The 20,217-nt window shown below is 42.7% G+C and carries 15 protein-coding genes; 3 read left to right on the top strand and 12 right to left on the bottom strand.

Annotated elements, in window-relative coordinates; genetic code table 11:
• Positions 1-617: 617 nt before the first annotated feature.
• Complete coding sequence (locus tag F0261_RS05045) at positions 618-1,427, top strand: hypothetical protein (RefSeq protein WP_171337366.1); 810 nt, start codon at positions 618-620, stop codon at positions 1,425-1,427.
• 166 nt (positions 1,428-1,593) lie between these two features.
• On the opposite strand, the gene F0261_RS05050 is transcribed toward F0261_RS05045, so the two are convergent.
• Genes F0261_RS05050 through F0261_RS05060 form a run of 3 tightly spaced genes read right to left on the bottom strand, consistent with a single transcriptional unit; the run spans position 1,594 to position 5,798 of the window.
• On the bottom strand, positions 1,594-3,105 hold the full coding sequence (locus F0261_RS05050) for a TolC family protein (RefSeq protein ID WP_367613853.1): 1,512 nt from the start codon (positions 3,103-3,105) through the stop codon (positions 1,594-1,596).
• On the bottom strand, positions 3,018-4,070 hold the full coding sequence (locus tag F0261_RS05055; protein ID WP_171337367.1) for an HlyD family efflux transporter periplasmic adaptor subunit: 1,053 nt from the start codon (positions 4,068-4,070) through the stop codon (positions 3,018-3,020). The genes F0261_RS05050 and F0261_RS05055 overlap by 88 nt, the downstream gene beginning before the upstream one ends.
• Positions 4,071-5,798 (bottom strand): ABC transporter ATP-binding protein, encoded by a 1,728-nt coding sequence (locus tag F0261_RS05060; RefSeq protein WP_171337368.1) that lies wholly within the window; start codon positions 5,796-5,798, stop codon positions 4,071-4,073. It lies immediately after the preceding gene.
• A 197-nt stretch (positions 5,799-5,995) separates the two neighbouring features.
• Here F0261_RS05060 and F0261_RS05065 point away from each other — a divergent pair, with 197 nt between their 5' ends.
• Positions 5,996-6,886: a LysR family transcriptional regulator gene (locus tag F0261_RS05065; RefSeq protein WP_171337369.1), complete on the top strand. Its 891-nt coding sequence runs from the start codon at positions 5,996-5,998 to the stop codon at positions 6,884-6,886.
• Between the two features lie 46 nt (positions 6,887-6,932).
• Here the strand turns inward: F0261_RS05065 and F0261_RS05070 are convergent, their stop codons facing one another.
• Positions 6,933-7,607 (bottom strand): YkgJ family cysteine cluster protein, encoded by a 675-nt coding sequence (locus tag F0261_RS05070; protein WP_069945023.1) that lies wholly within the window; start codon positions 7,605-7,607, stop codon positions 6,933-6,935.
• Positions 7,608-7,967: 360 nt separating this feature from the next.
• Positions 7,968-10,334 (bottom strand): Ig-like domain-containing protein, encoded by a 2,367-nt coding sequence (locus tag F0261_RS05075; protein WP_171337370.1) that lies wholly within the window; start codon positions 10,332-10,334, stop codon positions 7,968-7,970.
• A 344-nt stretch (positions 10,335-10,678) separates the two neighbouring features.
• Between F0261_RS05075 and F0261_RS05080 the strand changes: the two genes are divergently transcribed.
• Positions 10,679-12,085 carry a mannose-1-phosphate guanylyltransferase/mannose-6-phosphate isomerase gene (locus tag F0261_RS05080; RefSeq protein WP_171337371.1) on the top strand — a complete coding sequence of 469 codons (1,407 nt, stop codon included), beginning with the start codon at positions 10,679-10,681 and terminating at the stop codon, positions 12,083-12,085.
• 98 nt (positions 12,086-12,183) lie between these two features.
• On the opposite strand, the gene F0261_RS05085 is transcribed toward F0261_RS05080, so the two are convergent.
• The 7 genes from F0261_RS05085 to glmM all read right to left on the bottom strand — a co-directional run bounded on the left by F0261_RS05085 (position 12,184) and on the right by glmM (position 20,180).
• The gene (locus F0261_RS05085; RefSeq protein WP_171337372.1) at positions 12,184-13,371 is read right to left on the bottom strand and encodes a nucleotide sugar dehydrogenase; all 1,188 of its coding nucleotides are present in this window, start codon (positions 13,369-13,371) and stop codon (positions 12,184-12,186) included.
• Positions 13,372-13,530: 159 nt separating this feature from the next.
• A complete protein-coding gene (locus tag F0261_RS05090) occupies positions 13,531-15,210 on the bottom strand; it encodes a glycosyltransferase (RefSeq protein ID WP_171337373.1) in 1,680 nt (559 codons plus the stop codon).
• Positions 15,211-15,298: 88 nt separating this feature from the next.
• The gene (rfbB, locus tag F0261_RS05095) at positions 15,299-16,381 is read right to left on the bottom strand and encodes a dTDP-glucose 4,6-dehydratase (RefSeq protein ID WP_171337374.1); all 1,083 of its coding nucleotides are present in this window, start codon (positions 16,379-16,381) and stop codon (positions 15,299-15,301) included.
• 35 nt (positions 16,382-16,416) lie between these two features.
• Positions 16,417-17,286 (bottom strand): dTDP-4-dehydrorhamnose reductase, encoded by an 870-nt coding sequence (gene rfbD, locus F0261_RS05100; RefSeq protein ID WP_171337375.1) that lies wholly within the window; start codon positions 17,284-17,286, stop codon positions 16,417-16,419.
• 35 nt (positions 17,287-17,321) lie between these two features.
• Positions 17,322-17,867, bottom strand: coding sequence for a dTDP-4-dehydrorhamnose 3,5-epimerase (gene rfbC, locus F0261_RS05105; protein WP_171337376.1), 546 nt, complete (start codon positions 17,865-17,867; stop codon positions 17,322-17,324).
• Between the two features lie 75 nt (positions 17,868-17,942).
• Complete coding sequence (rfbA, locus tag F0261_RS05110) at positions 17,943-18,827, bottom strand: glucose-1-phosphate thymidylyltransferase RfbA (RefSeq protein WP_171337377.1); 885 nt, start codon at positions 18,825-18,827, stop codon at positions 17,943-17,945.
• Between the two features lie 12 nt (positions 18,828-18,839).
• The gene (glmM, locus tag F0261_RS05115; RefSeq protein ID WP_171337378.1) at positions 18,840-20,180 is read right to left on the bottom strand and encodes a phosphoglucosamine mutase; all 1,341 of its coding nucleotides are present in this window, start codon (positions 20,178-20,180) and stop codon (positions 18,840-18,842) included.
• Between the last annotated feature and the right edge of the window lie 37 nt (positions 20,181-20,217).

The raw sequence follows: 20,217 nt of genomic DNA on the forward strand, positions 1-20,217 counted from the left end.
GAATCGTCGTTGTGACACTCTTAACGAGTGCCCACACAGATTGTCTTGTCTAAATTTTTAAAGAACATTCACTAAAAGCCGTTGCTTCTTAGTGACTCACCCTGCTCGAGTGAGGTGCGCATTATACGCTGGAAGTTTTCATTGTCAACACTTTTTGAAAATTTATTTTCTGAAGCGCTTCTTCTAAACCCCCGTCTTTACTGACCTATAAAGGTAGTAGAGACTTACTTCAGGAGGGTTGCTGTTTTGCTTTTCCCCCGAAGCGGATGCGCATTTTAGGGAAATGAGCGCTCACGTCAACACTTATTTTGAAAAAGTTGAAAAAACTGAACTAACCGTCTATTTTTCGTTCAAATGTGATAATTAGTAGACAATATGGACTAATTACTAATAGGATAGGAATTCAGATCCTATAAAGTAGTAGTTCTTAAAGTAGTATTTGATCCTGCCGTTATTATATTAATGCTTAATATCAGATATAGATATTCAAGCTTGCGTAAGGGAATGCGTATAAGAATGTATATAAGCGTAATCAATCCACGCTTTGCGTTCTTTGTAAGTGCATTAATACTGGTAGTGTCAGAAATTGACTACGCAATAATTATAAAGGTGGGTTTATGTTAAAAACTCTTACACTGTTGTCAGTGGCATTACTAACTACCCAGGTTAGTTATTCAGCATTGGCACAAGACGCTTCTTCAAATGAAGCCATTCAGCCCCCTGTTTCAACGAGTGTTGAAGTCGTTGACGATTCAAACCATTTCCAAACAGCTTTTTTACGACGCCAGGTCGACCAGACAATGTCTGTTGGCAGAGCAATCAGTTCAATTGCTGGTCATTATCCGCAAGAAATAGTGTCTATTGTGGATATTGCTTTAGATACCTATCCAGACAAATACAGAGAGATCATTTTTGCTGCTATCTCTGCACAACCTGCGTCTACTGAAGAGATTGTACAGCTGGCTATTGAGAAAGAAGTAAGTAGCTGCCCTAACATTGTTCAGTTAGCGATAAAAGCAGAGCCGACTTATGTCGACTTTGTTGTGCAGGCTGCTGCGGTTTCAACACCTGAAGAGCTAGATGAGATTGTACGCGTTGCCGTGCTTACTCAACCTGACGCAGCAGACAGTATTGTTCAGACATTGTCGCAAGAACATCCAAATAAGATTGTCGATATCATGACAAGCGCATTGAATGCTGTTCCTTTTGTTGGTGAGTATGTAGTGGATGCGCTTCTGGCCGTGTTTCCTAACGAAGCAGAAACGGTAGTTGAAACGGCGGTGAGAGAATCTGCGCAGCAGCGTGAACAAGTAATGCGTATTTTAAATACTGCGCAACATGCGGGCGTATCTCAGGATAAGTTAAAAGAATACGCTATGTCTGCCGGACTAAGCGAAGACGACTTTAATAGTGCACTGGGCAATTAACCCCCTACTAATTGATTTTTAAAAAACGGCGTATTGATTTCTCAATACGCCGTTTTTGTTTATAGCTGTACTAGTATCTTCAACCCTTACCTGCTTTTTAACAACAAGCAGCAAGCGATAGCAACCAAGCCTACTTCACAATTAAACCTGATGTTTTCAAAAAAGCTCAGTTGTTAAGGGAGTGCAACATAGCGGCTTCTTTATAAAGGGTTAGTTCTGCCTTTAGTAAGTCCACTTTCGCTTTTATCTCTTTTATTTGGGCCTTAATTTCATTTTGTGCGCGCGCATTTAACACGAACATATCACTGTCACCTGCATCGAAACGTGTTTTTTCTACTTTAGAAAGGGTTTTCGCTAGCGCCGCATTTTCACTTTGAAGAGCAACAATGTCTTTCGCCTGCCCCCAATAAACTAGCGCTTGTTCAAAACGCTGAGTTATCGCTTGCTCAGTAGAGGTTAGCTTGTGCTCTAGCTCTCTTTGCTTTGACTGTAATTGGGCTTGTTCAGCTTTCGCCTTCCTGTTTCCTAAAGGGTAGGAAAACGACAGACCTACTTTTGTTTCGGTACCGTCTAAATTTGACGGACCAGAACCTATATCTCTTGCAACCGATGCTTTTAAATCTAACTTCGGCAATAACGCGTTGCTAGCCAACGCAGCCTTGTTATTTACCACCTGCTGTTCTAATTTCATCACATCAAGTTCAGGGTGATTACGAAGGGCACTGCGAAGAGTCATAAGCTGACCGTTACCAACCCAGAAAGGCCAGTTTATATCTTTCGGCGGGTTCGCTTCATCCACTATCAACATATCTCCCTTAGGTGAACGCCAATAAAAAGAAAGCATTTGAGCATGTGCGTCTCGCTTTTGCTTAAGCTCGGCAAGCAAAAGGCGCTGTTGCAAAATGTTGGCTTTAAATTCTGTCAGCACAACATTGGCTAAATCTCCTTTCTCTACGCGGGTCACCAACGCTCTTTCACGTTGTGTTGCGGTGTTTAGCAACTCTGTAACGGCATTGACCTGCAATGCGCTTTCGTACCACGCAACATATTCACTAACCCCTTTGTAAACAAAGTCATTAATTAAACTTGTCGCTAACGCTTGCCATTGTGAAGTCGCTAGCCCTGCATTGGCTAACTCCGTTCTACGTTTATCCAGTTCTCTATTTTTAAGTAGGGAGATGGCAATGCCCACACTAGCCTCGCCACCAGACAAGGTTTCGTAATCGGCTTCGTACACCGGGAAATCACCGTCTGATATACGGTACTCGGTATAAACCGAGCCATTAAAGTCTTCGAACGGATTAGAAAAGCGCTGCGTTAAATTAGTACCATCGTAATATCCGCTAACGCGGCTACTGGTTTTCTGCTCTATAAACGGATCAAAACTGCTTCTTGCTATTTCTAACTCGGCTGCAGCTTGATAGTTTCCTTCATTTATCGCCCTAACGTAGGGATGATAGTTCACCATACTCTGGATAAGTGCATCGATTGATGGTGCTTGCCTAGTATTTTTGTTTTGCGCTACTGCATCAGAAACATGAGTGCTAATAACCGCAACAGTTGCAAGCACTGCTAATGTAAATCTTCGAATTACCATATTGATGCCCCAGCCCCCTTGGCTCCACCGGTAGTAGGCTCTTGCGTTGGCAATGGCGGGAAGTTGTTCAACTGTCGCCACATCTCGTAACCTAGACGCACCTCTTCTAATAGCACCCACGCTTTAACCCGGCTTCCCAAACGCGCAGAGCTTTCAGCTGGCCATGGAATATCAGACTCGTCAGGTCTAATCCACACGTTAAAATCGCCAGTAGCATTAGCAACAGGCTCTACATACACAACTTCACCACCAAAGGTACCTATTGCACTACCCGGCCATCCACTAAACTGAAAAACGGGCCAGCCATCAAATTGCAAACGCGCCTTTGCACCAGGCTTAACCAGCGGTGCGTCTAACCCTCTCACGGTAACGCGAACGCTGCGTTTTGCATCTGCTGGAATAAACTGCCCAAGAATATCGCCCGACTTTACGAACGTAGACACACCGCCTGATAGCAATCGAACAACCGTACCATCAACGGGTGCGTATTTAGTCTGCGTCGATTGACGAGATAAAATCATGCTTACTTCATTAATTTCCGAAACAGAGGCGGCAGCTTTTGCTCGCAGTTCCTGCACTTTTATCTCGGCCTGTTCTACTTCTTTACGTGATACCAGCCCTTGCTCTTGCAGAGACTTTTGACGCGCCAGGTTGTTCTCAGCATTTCTTACTGCTGTTTCATTTGCTTGATTCTTTAAGTTCGCTGCTGAAAGCTGAGATCGCAGCTTCTCAAGTCGCTGCGCATCAATATCGATTAACGTAACGATTGGCTCGCCGGCTTTTATTTGTTGACCTTCCCTTACGTGCCACTGCTTTACTTGTCCATCAACTAACGCATTTATCGGTTGGGTTCTGTCTTTAGGATCGAGCGAGTCGACCATACCGGTGCCGTAAGCCGTTTGGATCCATGGTGTGAAATACAAAATTAATCCAGCTGCCAACACCAAGAAGATGATAACTCCGGTAATTACACGATGAAGCTTTGGCACTTTCAATGAAGGCAATGAAGTGATGTTGTCTAAAAAGCGACGTTCTGCGTTATTCACTTACTCACCCTCCTTATTGTTCTTTGAAGCCGTGCTGCTCTCGCTTGCGTTAGCAGCACTAATCGGTGACTCACCATTTGAATACTCATTTAACATTGCCGTTGCGTTATCGTGCAGATGCAACACACCTTCGAAACAATCTGGCAGTGGCATATTGGTAAAATACATGACGGTAAAATCATATCTACTTAAGCGTCGCAGGAGTCGCACCCTCAACTCTACCGGTATTGCGTCGAAGTGCTGATTCAAAATGAGCAGCTTAGGTTTACCGATGATAGCGGCGGCAAGTTTAAGCAACAAAAACTCCAATGGCTGCAGCGGTGCCCCTAAAACGGATACTTTAGTCTGCAAACCCTCTGGTAAGCTATCTATCACTTTGGTCATTTCTACTTCCTCAAGCGCTGCGCGAATGTCAGCGATGGTTGCCTGAGGATGTGCCAATTTTAAGTAGCGCTCTACAGAAACTTCGATAATTAAAGAACGATCTAGAATGGTGACAGCCTGCCGTAACTCATGGGTGTCGTAATCGTTTAGACTAAGCTCTCCTAACAAGATGTCGCCCGATTTAACGCGGTCATATTGCTTCAGCAATCCTAGCAGTTGCTTCTGCACCCAACTTTTATCAGTAGTAACAAAATACTTAGTGCCAGGTTCGAAGATAACATTGAGGTGGCACGCATCATTACCATGTTTAAGTTCAACATCGTTAAACACCAATTTAGAAGAAGCCGGTATGTGTTCCGATGCATTAAGCTCTTCCTGCGGCATGGCAAGGGCGCCACCCAGCTTCTCGGCAGCGCCATATAACTCATAGTAAAGTTTTAAATATTGGGTAAAGCGAGACAACCCAAAGAAAACAGCAGACATCACAAGCTCAGCAGCCACTAGCTGACCGATAGAAAGCTCGCCTTGGACAACCAGAACACCACCGATACCAAGTAGCGAAGCACTCGCCACGGCATACATCAATAGAAACATAACCACCTGCGAAAAGGTGTAGTGAAAGTGGCTTTTGTGCTTTTTCACATAATTACTGATATAACCTTCGGTGCTGCGCCCTGCGTATTCAACATGATCAGCTGACTTAAAGAATTCGTGAGCAATTGCAATATCGTGTAGCCACTTTGCAGAATCGTATTTTGCGTTAGACAATTCAATAGCCGTGCGCTTAGCACCACGCCCCCAAATTTTCCAAACCGCATACATGGTAAGTAAAAGCACCACATTAAACGCGAAAAGCGCTGGGTGGTAGAATGATACTAGAGTGAAACCTACCAGCATCTGTAGTACAAGCGCGAAACCATCAATCATTAAAGACGGCATATTCTTTTGAAACGTCATTATGTCGAAGTAGCGCTGTGTAATGCTAACGTTTTGTCGACCTTCAAAAAAACTGTGGGGCGCAAGAATAGTTTTTAGCCCTAAGTCTGCGGTGAGGCGGGCGTAAACTTTACGCTCGTAGAACTCCATCACTCGCATACGCAGCGCGTTAAACACGCCAGATATAAATAAAGTAAGAAATAGAATGACGGCCAATATGATAACTGCCCGAGTTGAACCGATATTGGCGATACTGTTGATCAGCGTTTGAACCGCTATAGGTACCGCAAGGGTCATTAAACTTATTGCTACACCGTATGCGATAGCAACCCAAAAAAAGCCAGCCTCTGGTTTCAATAGCGAAAATAAGGTCTTTCGCGTTTTACGTAAATCAATTGGTTTAGCCATAGTTATGTCTTCAATATACCGCTAGCTTAAAAATCAGTGACGCGCCGTTTTTAATCGTACAAAAACAACGCTAGATAGTGTATTGCAATAGTTAGTTAGAATAAATCTGTTATATTCTTAATAGTTCATCGAAAAAAATGGGGTCAGAGTACATTTTTTGCCCCTAATACCTTAATAATCGAGTAACTTGTTGAAGTATGCATCACCTAAACTACCATCATTTATATTATTTCTATCTTGTTGCCCGTGAGGGTAGCATTGCGAAAGCCGCTAAATTACTCCACGTTACCCCGCAAACCGTAAGCGGGCAACTAAGCACCTTCGAAAATCAGCTAGGTTATTCTCTCTTTGATAGAATAAATAAGCGCCTATACCTAAACGCGAGAGGTAAAGTAAGTTATCAGTATGCCAGCGAAATATTTCATAAAGGAAATCAACTAGCTGAAATACTTAACAATAGCGATGAAGTGAATACGAAAGAATTTGTGATAGGTATTACTAATGGTATTCCAAAAGTGCTTTTTTACGACTTTGTGCATGCCACCATGCGTAGGTTTTCACAGGTTAAATACGTGATAAAAGAGGATAGCTTCGACGGTTTGTTGAAAGAGCTCGCCATCAACGCAATCGATTTCATTCTAGCAGACAGAGGCATAGCCCCTGGTACACAAATAAGCGCCAATAGTTTTTTCTTGGGCGAAAGTTCGTTGAGCTTCTTTGCTAAAGCACCGCTTACTGAAGAACAGACTTTTCCAGAGTGTTTAAATCAAATGCAGTTGCTAATTCAGGGTAATACTTCAGGAATACGGCAAGCACTTACAAGTTGGCTTGAGACAGAACAGCTGTACCCCAAAGTGGTAGCCGAATTTGACGATACTGCTTTGCTCAAACTTTTTGGCAGCGAAGACTTCGGTGTTTTCTGCGCACCATCGGCAATTTCAAAGCACGTAGAAGAGCAATATGGCGTGCACTGTATTGGTAACGCAAGCACACTAAATGAGAGATACTATGCCATTACTGGCAAAAGCCGTGCTGACTACACTATTAGTGAGGCAATCGTAGAAGCCGCTCGCGGAATTCTAACGTAGTGCACTTAATGGTGGGGTCAGAGTACATTTTCTGCCCCCACTTAATTTAAGCAGCAACACCACCATCTATATCTTGAGCATAGAAACTCAGCGTTAGAATTTTTTCTAACACAAAACGTAGTGCGTCATTAATAGGCATAAGTCTTTCCCCCAATTCATAATCTAATTGAGCAAGTTTTTGTCTGCCTTCTGCGATCATTGGCGGCTTTGTCGATGTAACTCGAACCTCACTATTTGCGGCAATATCATCCACTAATCGCTTTTCAAAGATATCTAAATGCTGTGGCTGTATAGCAATCAGCGCGGCCGCATACTTCTCTGGTACAGCTTGCTTAATAGGTTTACACACCGAAAGTGTGGCTTCGCCAGATTTGGTTTTATAACCTGCTGCACCGAACATACGGCAAATGCCAGGTCGGTATTCGTAAATTCCACAGTAGCCTTCTTTACCGTCCAAACTTAAGCGTTGATATTGTTTACAGGCGAAGCCGCTGTAGTTGTCTAGCTCGTCAAACGCCTGTTCAGCCAGTCCTGTATCAAACAGATGAAGTGCTAAAGGCAGCATCTCCAATGGCGACACTTCAATGTCGGGGTTATTGCAACATGCACCACATTTCTCAACACAGTTTAGTGACTGGCTAGATTGATATGCACTGAATTCTTGGGAAAGAGATTGGTAAACATCCATCACTTGGCTGGACAGCTCACGCAGCCTATTCATAACGACTCCGCTAATAAAAGCAAACTAAAACAAATACATGTTCATGCTGGTGTAATGTAATAGGTAGCATGAACTCAACATTCTGATTATTGATTTTGGTAACCAAATTGACAGATCGTACTGGAGGAAGAAATGTATTCTGACCCCAATATTTTAAAGCATGCTTCTTCCCCGCCGGATGTGCGTAAGCTTGAGGCTTAATGGCAGGGGTTGAATTGGTGCGGATTCTATTTTGAATTTTGGGATTTGGGAAGTTTTTTGTACTGAAATTCACTAACTTATTTGATATTAAAGTCAGGATGAATACTGAAATATGAGAGCATAGCGAGCCATTGCAATCTGGCTCGCTACCCTTACACATTAAAGAGTAAGTGATTGAGAAGAGTAACTAATCGACACTGGTGTACTTTCGTTATTTCCCATACCACCTGATGCTGAAAATCTAGCCCACTGCTCGGGATACAGTGTTTCTAAATCAAGCTTCTTGTAGAAATTTAATCGTGGCAATATGAAGTCGGCATATGGGTTTTGCTCATCCCAATACAAGATGAAATTTTCGATAACCATCATGCGCCCGTCTTCGGTTTCCCCCAATACGTGCCACTGACGTTTTCTTCTAAGCATCCAGTCATCACCGCCAATCTGCCCTTCGATGATTACAACATTATCTACAATCGCCCATTGCCAATTGTACGTGTCATAGTCAGTCGTGAACGACGCTTCTTCTTCAGCACTGTTAGGATAGATTCTTCCTGCTGTACCATTTTGCAAGAAATAATAGCCAAAAACATCGTTGTAAAGTGGTAACCCGTCAGGACCGTCATGGTCGAAAATATGAGACAACCACGCAACAGGAAGCTCACTGACTAGCTGTGTTGTATCCACAGTGCCTCGAACCTTATGCATGTCTACTGAGTACTTTACAGTATTACCTTCATCAGCAAATTCCAGTAACGCCAGAAGATAATCATTGTGCTCTTTGAAAGGACTAAGTTTGAAAGTGGTGTCTCCATATTGAAATTGCAGTGTACTTTCTTCGAGTGTCCACATTCCCGTCTCACCTGTTACCAACGTTTCGTAGGTACCATTTGCATTGAAGGTAAAACTATCAGCAATCATGCCATGACCAGTAATTGTACTGCTCTCTTCAAAAGGATGGTCTATCGTCAAAACATCTTGAACGTTTAGCACCCAAGGACTACTCGTTACGTCCTCGCTGGTCAGTTGAATATAGCTGCCGTTGTGATAAGACATCTCACCGGCTTCGGTTAAAGACGCTTCAAAAGTCTGTGTGTAGCCTCCTGAAGCATCCGTTAGAGATAGGTTATAAGTATTCACCTCTGATGCAAAAGCGTTACTGTCGTTGACTGAAACTAGACTAACTTCTGAGCTAACTATTCGACGGGTTAGCTGCCACTGATTTATAAAACCTATGCTCTCGAGTTCAAGTAACTCTGCTTGTGTGTCCTCGTCGAAATGCGCCAGAAGTTCATCTGTAAGAAAAGGGTATGTCACAGTTCCAGTAGCATCAGGAAAAGTCAGTTTAATTTTGCCGTTTTCAATTTCCCAACTGAAGGCATCTACAATATTGTTTGCGAATCTATCTGATGATGTTAAAACGCCATTGCCTTCAGGGTTGAACGTTAATACTTTTTCCCCTTTGACCGCCTGAAAATTTCCTCCGTCATAAATAACAAACTCGCTGCCAGCAATGTCCGCATTGGTGTAGGAAATTTTTAATGTCTCATCTTCTAGGGTCTCTGCTCTTGCGGTATTAACTGCCTCTATATAAGACTCAGAGAAGGAACCGTCTTCTTCTGTTAAGCCCAAACCATCTAAATATCCCCTGATACTTCCAAGTACATCGTCTTCGCTTTGTGTAAAGAAGGTGAGAGTATTAACACCATCATCAAGCGGAAAATCTTCATTGTCAGCCAAAAGTTTTATGAAACTTGCCAAACCAATCACTTCGTCAAAATCGACTTGGGTCGCGAATACGTTAAAGCTCTCGTCTCCTCCTTCTGCGAGATATTGATCATAAAGCACAGCTTTGGCGGTACTGATGTGGGTAATTTTACTGTCAGGTAAAAGTTCATCGGACAATTCTGTAGTTTGATTCTCAGATGCAACAGACAATAAATCAGTGAAGTCTCCTACGCGAGACATCAGGCTAACATGGCTTTGAGCCTCTACCCCCATGGCGTACAGTGCAATATTACCCGGATCAGCACTAACTTTTATTGGTAGAGAGTACTCTCCGGACGCGTCTGCAGCTACCGTTGCTAAAACTTCACCATCGTTATTTGTAGCTGTTACTGTACTATTAGACAAAGGCGCATCTGTTGCAATTCCCGCAATAGTAATTTGCTGTTCATTTGTAATAGTTACGGACGAACTTACCGTTTTTTCTCCGTCTGTTACGTCGTAAGAAAAGGTAATTTCTCCCATAGCTTGAGCTGGCGGCGAATAAACTAATGCATTATCAACAATTGTGACGTCACCGGTGCTTGGCGTACCTACAGCAGAAATAGTTAACGTGTCGCCGTCTGGATCAGAATCATTCGCTAATACATCAATTGTGATGCTTTCACCATTGAGGGTTGAAGCTGTATCAGCAGTAAGAACAGGAGATTCATTAAGATCGGGAGTTTCGTTCTTGTTGTCAGAGCCGCCGCACGCGGCAAGAAAGGTTGCACTTACTACAAGCGCAATTAGGCTTTTTTTCATTTTTAATGTCCCTATTATTTTATTAAATTTTTTGGCGACTTTATTGAAGATTTTTTCTACCTTAAATCAATACTCCGCTGATTTATAGTTAGACTTTTGGATAAAACGCTCGGCTGAAGGTTTCAAGTCTTAGACTTGTTCATTAAGCGATACCAACATCTAGCAATAATACTAGAACTATGAGAGTCAATTTTTCCTTCTGCATTTTCGAAAGAGAGGACAATGTTGATAAATACTTCGGTTGCCCAGCTAAAATAGTGCCACTTAAGCATCCTCTAGTTTAAATATCCCAATAACTTAGTATACTGAGCCGAGAAAAAGCATACCAGAATCAAGGAACGCTAATGAAGCCAGTCATTCTTGCAGGCGGTACTGGAAGCCGCTTATGGCCAAAGTCTCGCGCCGCTTTACCAAAACAGTTTCTATCTCTCACTTCTAATAAGACGATGATTCAAGATACTGTGCTAAGACTTAATGGCATAGAGTCTCTGCCCCCATCTATCATTTGCAATGAGGAACACCGTTTTCTTGTTGCAGAGCAAATGCGACAAATAGGTGTCGATAACAGCGATATACTGTTAGAACCTGTAGGAAGAAATACTGCTCCAGCGATTGCGCTTGCAGCATTCCAAGCGTGCGAAGACGGAGATGACCCGGTTCTTCTAGTTTTAGCTGCAGACCACTTGATCAAAGACAGCAAAACATTTCAGTCTAAGATTAAGGAAGCACAAGTATTAGCTGAGCAAGGTAAGTTAGTTACTTTCGGTATTGTCCCCACTCAGCCTCATACTGGTTACGGCTATATAAAAGCCGGAAACAAACTGAATATTGGCTTCGATGTAAGTGAATTTGTTGAAAAGCCAGATATGCCTACCGCAACACAATACGTAAGTTCAGGTGAGTATTTTTGGAATAGCGGCATGTTTATGTTTAAAGCCAGTGCATTTTTAAAGGCGCTGGAAGTGCACGCACCTGACATATATTCAGTATGTAAAAAGGCGATTGAAAAAACCGAAAAAGATCTCGACTTTGTTCGTGTAGACAAAGACATATTTGCTTCATGCCCGAGTGATTCTATCGACTATGCAGTGATGGAAAAAACATCCGAAGCCGCGATGGTAACACTAGATGCAGGTTGGTCTGATGTAGGCAGTTGGTCGTCTCTCTGGGAGACGGGTGAAAAGGACGCAAATGGCAATGTAACTACGGGCGACACCTTATTAGAAGGTACCACCAACAGCTATGTGAATGCCGAGCACAGCCTAGTTGCAGTTATTGGCCTAGAAGACGTGGTTGTAGTTGAGACCAAAGATGCTGTTATGGTGGCGAATAAGAAAAACGCAGAACACATCAAAACCGTTGTGAACCGTTTGAAAGCTGAAAAGCGCCCTGAATTTGAGTTTCACCGCGAAGTTTTCAGACCTTGGGGAAGTTACGATTCAATAGACAATGGTGGGCGTTTTAAAGTTAAGCGTATTACCGTGAAGCCAGGTGAAAAGCTATCAGTCCAAATGCATCACCATAGAGCTGAACATTGGGTGGTAGTATCAGGTACTGCTAATGTGACTATTGGTGAGGAAGTCCAAATGCTTACAGAGAATGAGTCGGTTTATATACCGATTGGGGCTGTTCACGCATTAGAAAACCCAGGAAAGATTCCTCTAGAGCTAATTGAAGTACAATCAGGAGCTTACCTAGGGGAAGACGATATCGTTCGTTTCTCAGATAGATATGGGCGTTCTGATAAATAAACGCAGTGTAAGGCAGTTTGTCTAACTAAGAAAAGCCAGGTTATGAACCTGGCTTTTTTAATTTACATGGAAAAATGTACTCTGACCCCGAACTTGGGTTAGTCAGCGTTGAACAAGTCGCGGCTGTAAACTTTATCTAGCACGTCTTCGATATCGCCCGTAACACGGTTTGCTACGATTACGTCAGAAATTTTCTTAAACTCCTCTAAATCGTTTACCACACGAGAACGGAAGAACTCCTCTTCCTTAAGTACTGGCTCGTAAACTACAACTTCAATACCTTTCGCCTTAATACGCTTCATGATGCCTTGAATAGCACTTGCTCGGAAGTTATCAGAACCAGACTTCATGATAAGGCGATAGATACCAACAATTTTGGGGCCACGGCTAACAATTGAATCGGCAATAAAATCTTTACGAGTACGGTTAGCATCTACAATGGCCTGAATCATGTTATTAGGCACTTCACTATAGTTAGCTAGTAGCTGCTTGGTATCTTTTGGTAAGCAATAACCACCGTAACCAAAACTTGGGTTGTTGTAATGATTGCCGATACGTGGGTCTAGACCGACACCTTCGATGATTTGTTTAGTGTCTAAACCATTACGCTCTGCATAGCTATCTAGCTCGTTAAAGTACGCTACACGCATTGCCAAGTAAGTGTTGGCGAAAAGTTTGATAGCTTCTGCTTCAGTACTGTCGGTGAATAAAACATCGATATTCTCTTTTATTGCACCTTGCTGAAGCAGTTTTGCAAAAACCTCCGCGCGTTCACTACGCTCGCCTACGATGATACGGCTTGGGTAAAGATTGTCGTAAAGCGCTTTGCCTTCACGTAAAAATTCTGGCGAAAAGATAATATTGTCAGAACCAAAACGGGCTTTTGCGTCTTTGGTAAACCCTACCGGTACGGTCGATTTTACAATCATCACTGCATCAGGGTTAATTTCCATCACCGTCTTTATAACCGCTTCCACACTACCTGTATTGAAGTAGTTCGTTTGCGGGTCGTAATCCGTAGGTGTAGCAATTACCACATAGTCAGCATCTTTATACGCTTCTTGCGCATCCAAAGTTGCTTTTAGATTTAACTCTTTTGTTGTCAGGTATTCGCTTATCTCTTTGTCTTCAATTGGAGACTTTTTGTTATTCAGCATTTCGACTTTTTCAGCTACCAAGTCAACTGCTTTCACTTCATTGTGCTGCGCAAGTAACACTGCATTTGAAAGCCCTACATAGCCTGTGCCTGCTACGGCTATTTTGAGCTTCTGCATAGTACTATCCATTTAAATTCTCTCCAGTTTTGTACAAATAAAATTCGATAACTACACAACTAATATCGCATAGTAATTTTAAACAATGATGAACACTACGCCTAACTTCCCTAATTCTTGAAATAGTGTATCAAAACTATGTTTTATGCACATGCATCAACTATGCCTTTGTCACTCAATCTTTAACTCGGCAGCATTTTTTATTGAAAAGTTCTCTCGCTTAAGAGTCAAGTTTGGATTATAAGCCGGATCACACTTTATAAATGCGCGCCATGTAGTTTGTAAAAACGATAATTCTCGATTAAAACGCGCAGCCTTTTCGGGCGAGATATCTAATCCTCTGCTAACCGACTCATGATGGAAAAGCTCAGCTTCTGCACAATAGACGTTCTGAACACCTAAACTTTTTACTTTCAAACAAAAGTCCACGTCGTTAAAGGCAACAGAAAGGTTCTTTTCGTTCAACCCGTGTACCGTATCGAAGTGTGCGCGTTTAACTAACAAACAAGCGGCTGTAACGGCACTATAGTTATTTGTAGCGACGATCCTATTTAGGTAACCCGCATGAAACCGAGGAAAATTCTTATGTGCGTGCCCGGCTCCACCACCATACCCTAATACGACACCAGCGTGCTGGATACGCGTATCGGAATAAAGCAACTTTGCACCAACACAGCCAACGCTTTCCCGCTCAACGTGACCAGCCATATATGTTAGCCAATTAGGCGATATGACCTCAATATCATTATTTACTAACCCAAGAATGGAACCTTTTGCATGTTCAGCACCGAAGTTATTAATTGCAGAGTAATTAAATGGCGCTGGATAACGAAGAACTCGAACCTTGTCCAAAGTGTCTAAATAGTCAAAGTACTCAATACTTTCCTGCTCGTCAGAGCCGTTATCAATGAGCAATATTTCGTAATTGTTATATGTTGTTTTTTCTAGAATTGATTCAATACAAGCTTTAACCAGTGCTTTCCCATTTTTCGTGGGGATGATTAAGCTCACCAGTGGATTTGTATTGGGCCAGCAAAGTCGATTTACGTTAAACTTTTCATCCAATTCAACTGTAGCTCTTGAATGTCTTTCTATCACCATCTTCACACGTTCTAGCGGTTTTGCTTCAATATTTTCCGTGACTGAAAGATGCACCAAGGGTAACGGCATATGATTGACCACTAAACCATTGATAGATAAGGAAAGCTCAGTAATTACCTCTGCAATCGTTGTTTGTTTAGAAATATGTAGCGACTTTAACAGCGAAGTTTTGACCATTACCCCGCTATTGATGTAACCCGTAGAATATTGAAGCTCAGGGTTCCAACTTGGTAAGAACCTTGGTGACGTTTTAGTCCCGTTGCTACTAATTTCGTCAGTATCACAATACACTAAATCATTATCTTTTAACGCTTCAAAAAGATGGCGAATAGCAGAGCTCTCTAATAGGTCACCACCATTTAGCAATAATGTAGGTAACCTGTCGTCTAACAGTGAAATTTTCTTCTCTAATGCACCCAGCTCCCCTTCGCCCGTTATTAAGCAAGCTTTGGCACCAAGGGATTTAATATTTCCCTCTGTTACGCCTTGGTAGTCGGTGCCAAATATTACCGCTTGCCATTCACCAATTTTAGTCATTGAATCTGAGAAAGCAGATTCGTTCACTTTAAGCCAGTGATTATATAGCGCCTGGGTTTGTTTAGGCGTTGGAGCATCAAAAAATAGCCCAGATTTTCTTACCGACCTCACGTAAAACCCAGTTAAGCGTTCGTTTTGTTTAAGCTTGTCTTTCAGAGTTTTGGGAATTAATTGAAGGGCGGCGCGAACAGACCGCATTACTATTTTTTTCATGTAGACGATTTAGAGCCTCAAAAATAAAGAAAGCCGCTTTTATATAAAAGCGGCTTATTAGTTTAACACTTGTAAACTTGTATGGGTATTAGCTACCAGTACCTAAGCGTTCACCTTGGTAACTTCCATCAAGGACAGCTTTCCACCAGCCTTCATTCGTTAAATACCATTCAACAGTTTTGCGAATGCCACTTTCGAAAGTTTCTTGTGGCTTCCACCCTAATTCACGCTCAATTTTGCTAGCATCGATGGCATAGCGCATATCGTGGCCAGGGCGGTCTTGTACGTAGGTAATTTGATCAGCGTATTTAGTCTCTTTTGGTTTAACTTCATCCAAAATTGAGCAAATAGTTTGCACCACTTCAATGTTCTGCTTTTCGTTGTGGCCACCAATATTATAGGTTTCACCAATCTCACCATTAAGCGCCACCACCACCAATGCACGTGCGTGGTCTTCAACATACAACCAATCGCGAATTTGATTACCTTTACCATATACAGGAAGTGGCTTTCCAGCTAGCGCATTTAGAATAACCAACGGAATAAGCTTTTCCGGGAAGTGATACGGCCCGTAGTTATTCGAGCAGTTAGTAACTAGTGTGGGTAACTTATATGTACGAAGCCACGAACGCACTAGCTGATCTGAGCTCGCTTTACTTGCTGAATAAGGGGAGCTAGGTGCATACGGGGTAGTTTCTGTAAAGAGTGGAAGCTCTGTTCCTGGTTCAACCTCATCTGGGTGAGGAAGGTCACCGTATACTTCATCGGTAGAGATATGATGGAACTTAAAGCCTGCTTTCTTATCGCCTTCTAGTACAGACCAATACGCTCTTGCTTGTTCAAGTAAGGTGTACGTGCCAACTACATTAGTCTGAATAAATTCGCCTGGGCCGTCGATAGAACGGTCTACATGTGACTCGGCCGCTAGGTGCATAATAATATCGGGCTGGTGCGTATTGAACACGCGCTTTACTTCTTCAGCATCACAAATATCAACTTGCTCAAAGCTATAGCGGTCGCTATTTGAAATTGATGTTAATGACTCTAAATTGCCCGCATAGGTCAATTTATCCAAATTGACTACAGTATGGTCTGTATCGTTGATAAGATGGCGTACTACTGCAGAGCCAATGAATCCTGCACCACCTGTTACTAAAATTGTTTTACTCATTTTATTTACCAAAAGTATAATTCTATTTAGACCATTTAGGCTTTCAATTCATCAAGCATATCGGACAACTGCTTTCGCCAGTGAGCGGGCTTGCACGAAGTAAATACTTCGCGCGCAGTTTGTTTATCCAACACGCTATAGTGCGGGCGCTTCGCTGGGGTTGGGTACTGGCTAGAGGGAATTGGTAATACTGGAATAGCACTACTGAGTAACCCTTTTTCAATTCCAAGCTCTTGAATAGCTATAGCAAAATCGTACCAACTTGCTACGCCCTCGTCGGTCCAATGATAGACACCCGCTGCTTTATTTTCAGCAGCCGATACACACACTTCGGCCAACCCTTTAGCCCAGGTAGGTGTACCAATTTGATCGTCTATAACAGAAAGCTGTGGTTTATCCGCCATTAAGCGCAGCATGGTTTTCACAAAGTTATTGCCATGAGATGAATAAACCCAAGCGGTTCGAATTAGGCAGCTAGCCTTTGGTAAAATTTCAAGCAGGGCTTTTTCGCCTTCCGCTTTTGATTTGCCATACACACCCTGAGGTTCAATAGGGTCGTCTGTTAAATAAGGTGAACCTTTGTGACCGTTAAACACATAGTCGGTCGACACATGCACCATAAAAGCGCCATGTGCTTTGCAGAAATTCGCCAAATTCTTAACGGCAATGGCATTAATGGCATTACACGCTTCCGTGTCTTCTTCAGCTTTATCAACAGCGGTGTACGCTGACGCGTTAATCAAAACATCTGGTGATAGAGGGGCTAAAGAAGCTTCAATGATATCGCTATTTGTAATATCAATATCATCGCGCCCCAACAGTGTAACTTGATGATCGCTATTTTTTAGTTCACGAGAAAGCTCAAATGCTAGCTGACCAGACTTGCCTATAATTACAATATTCATTAATTGCTATTACCCACAAAAAGCCCCAATAACAATTAGAATGTAGGAGCGTCTACAAATGCTAAACCCGCTTCGTCTTTACCAGACAGCGAAGGTTTCTCACCGTTTACCAACGGCCAAGCGATATTTAATGTAGGGTCGTCATACTTAACCGACACCTCAGAATCTGGGTGGTAGTAATCAGTACACTTGTACACAAACTCTGCTGATTCACTGGTGACGTAAAAGCCATGCGCAAAGCCTGCAGGCACCCAAAGCTGACGCTTGTTCCCAGCAGAAAGTATTACCCCAACCCATTTACCATAAGTTGGTGAGTCTTTACGCATATCTACGGCTACATCGTACACTTCGCCGCTAACTACTCGTACTAACTTACCTTGGGTTTGCTCCATCTGGTAATGAAGGCCACGAAGAATACCTTGGCGAGATTTAGAATGGTTATCTTGAACAAAGTCTACATCTGCGCATTCTTTTTTAAACCAATCGGTACGAAAGGTTTCTAGAAAGAAGCCGCGCTCATCGCCAAACACTTTCGGTTCAATAATTATAACGTCAGGGATATCTGTCTTGATTACTTGCATTTACTTTCCGTACTAACGTGCAAATGAATATAAGAAGAAAGGTGGCAATGCCACCTTCTATAACTTGAATATAGGTTAAACTTTTACTCTGTCTTTAAGAACTTTCAATAGGTAATCACCATAACCGCTCTTCTTAAGTGGAGCTGCAAGCTTTTCTAGCTGCTCAGCGTTGATATAACCCATTCTGTAAGCCACCTCTTCTGGGCAGCATACTTTTAAGCCCTGGCGCTTTTCTATTGCAGCCACAAAGTTTGCGGCATCAAGTAAAGAATCTAGAGTGCCCGTATCAAGCCAGGCTGAACCCCGTCCCATTAACTCAACTTTAAGAGAGCCATCTTTTAGATAAAGATTGTTTAGATCGGTAATCTCAAGCTCACCACGAGGAGATGGTTTTACCTCTTTCGCGAAATCAACAACTCTGTTGTCGTAGTAGTAGAGCCCTGTAACTGCGTAATTAGATTTGGGAACAGCAGGCTTCTCTTCAATAGAAAGGGCGTTCCAGTCATCATCGAAGCTAACTACACCATAGCGTTCTGGGTCATTGACATGGTAACCGAATACAGTAGCGCCCTGCTCTTGGTTATAAGCGCTCTGGAGAGAGCGCTTTAGGTCATGTCCATAATAGATGTTGTCACCAAGAATGAGCGTGCAACAATCATTACCAATAAAGCTATCACCTATAAGAAATGCTTGAGCCAAGCCATCAGGTGAAGGCTGAACTGCATATTGAACATTAATTCCCAGTTCGCTCCCATCGCCGATAAGCTCAATGAAACGACTCTGCTCTTCTGGTGTTGTGATAATTAAAATATCCTTTATCCCAGACATCATAAGCGTAGCCAGGGGATAATATATCATCGGCTTATCGTAAACCGGCATCAGTTGCTTGCTCACCACTTTCGTCAATGGGTGCAATCGAGTGCCAGAACCACCTGCTAAAATTATGCCCTTACGTTTCATTTTCTGTCCTTACTAATTTGCTCGAATTACCTCTGACAAACTATTTGCCAGCGCGGCAGCAGTTTCTCCATTTTTTGCTTCAATCATTACTCGAATTAACGGTTCTGTACCAGATTTCCTAAGAACCAGACGTCCGTCCTTACCTAATGATTCTTCTACGCGACTGACCTCATCTTTTACTACATCTAAATCAAGCACTGAATCTAGGTCGCTATGACGAACATTCACCATGCATTGAGGAAGTTTTGTCATTCCTGACTTCAATTCATGCAAGGGATACTCGCTTTTCACTACCACTGTCAAAATTTGAAGCGCGGCTATTATTGCATCGCCGGTAAAAGCGTAATCCAAATTGAGAATATGCCCCGAAGTTTCACCACCAATTCGCCAGCCAGTCTCTTTAAGCTTTTCAACGACATACCTGTCACCCACTTTCGTTCTTACGAAAGGTATATCTAGTTCTTTTAAAGCTAGTTCAAGGCCTAAGTTGCTCATTAGCGTGCCAACGACACCGCCTTTGTAGCCTGCTTGCTTTGCTTCACGAGCCATTAAAAAGAGAATTTCATCTCCGTCGACTACTTCGCCTTGTGAATCAACAAACATAATTCTGTCTGCATCTCCATCCACAGCAATGCCTAAGTCGGCTTTATTAGTTGTTACCGCTTTACTTAAAGAGTCTAAAGAAGTGGCACCGCAGTCATTGTTAATGTTTATGCCATTTGGTGTGTTCGCAATATTTATCACTTTTGCACCAAGCTCTTCGAATACACTAGGCGCGACTTTATATGCTGCACCGTTGGCACTATCGACAACAATTGTAAGCCCTTCCAAACTAAGTTCACTCGAAAAGGTACCTTTACAAAACTCGATATAACGACCTGCAGCGTCTTCAACTCTTCGTGCTTTACCTAAATGCTCAGAGTCGACACATTCAATACCATGTTCAAGCGCATATTGTAACTTCTCTTCGATAGCTTGCTGCTGCTCACTTCCTAGTTTAGCTCCGCTACGGCCAAAAAACTTAATACCGTTATCGTAATAGGGGTTATGAGATGCACTAATAACTACGCCAGCGTCAGCCCTAAACGTAGAAGCTAAATAAGCCACTGCCGGTGTGGGGATAGGCCCCGCCAAAGCAATATTCACCCCGGCCGCTGACAAACCTGCTTCCAGTGCAGACTCCAGCATGTAGCCACTGGCGCGTGTATCCTTTCCTACTAGTACCTCTTTTGTGCCGTCCGCCGCTAAGACTACACCTGCAGCCCAACCAAGTTTCATTACAAAATCGGGGGTCATTGGAAATTCGCCCACTTTTCCGCGAATTCCATCAGTGCCAAAATATTTTTGAGACATTCTTACTTCCTAAAAAACGAAAGGCCACAACTTAAAA

Origin of the sequence: Alteromonas sp. 07-89-2 (genome assembly GCF_013113925.1) — a bacterium.
GTDB lineage: Bacteria > Pseudomonadota > Gammaproteobacteria > Enterobacterales > Alteromonadaceae > Alteromonas > Alteromonas macleodii.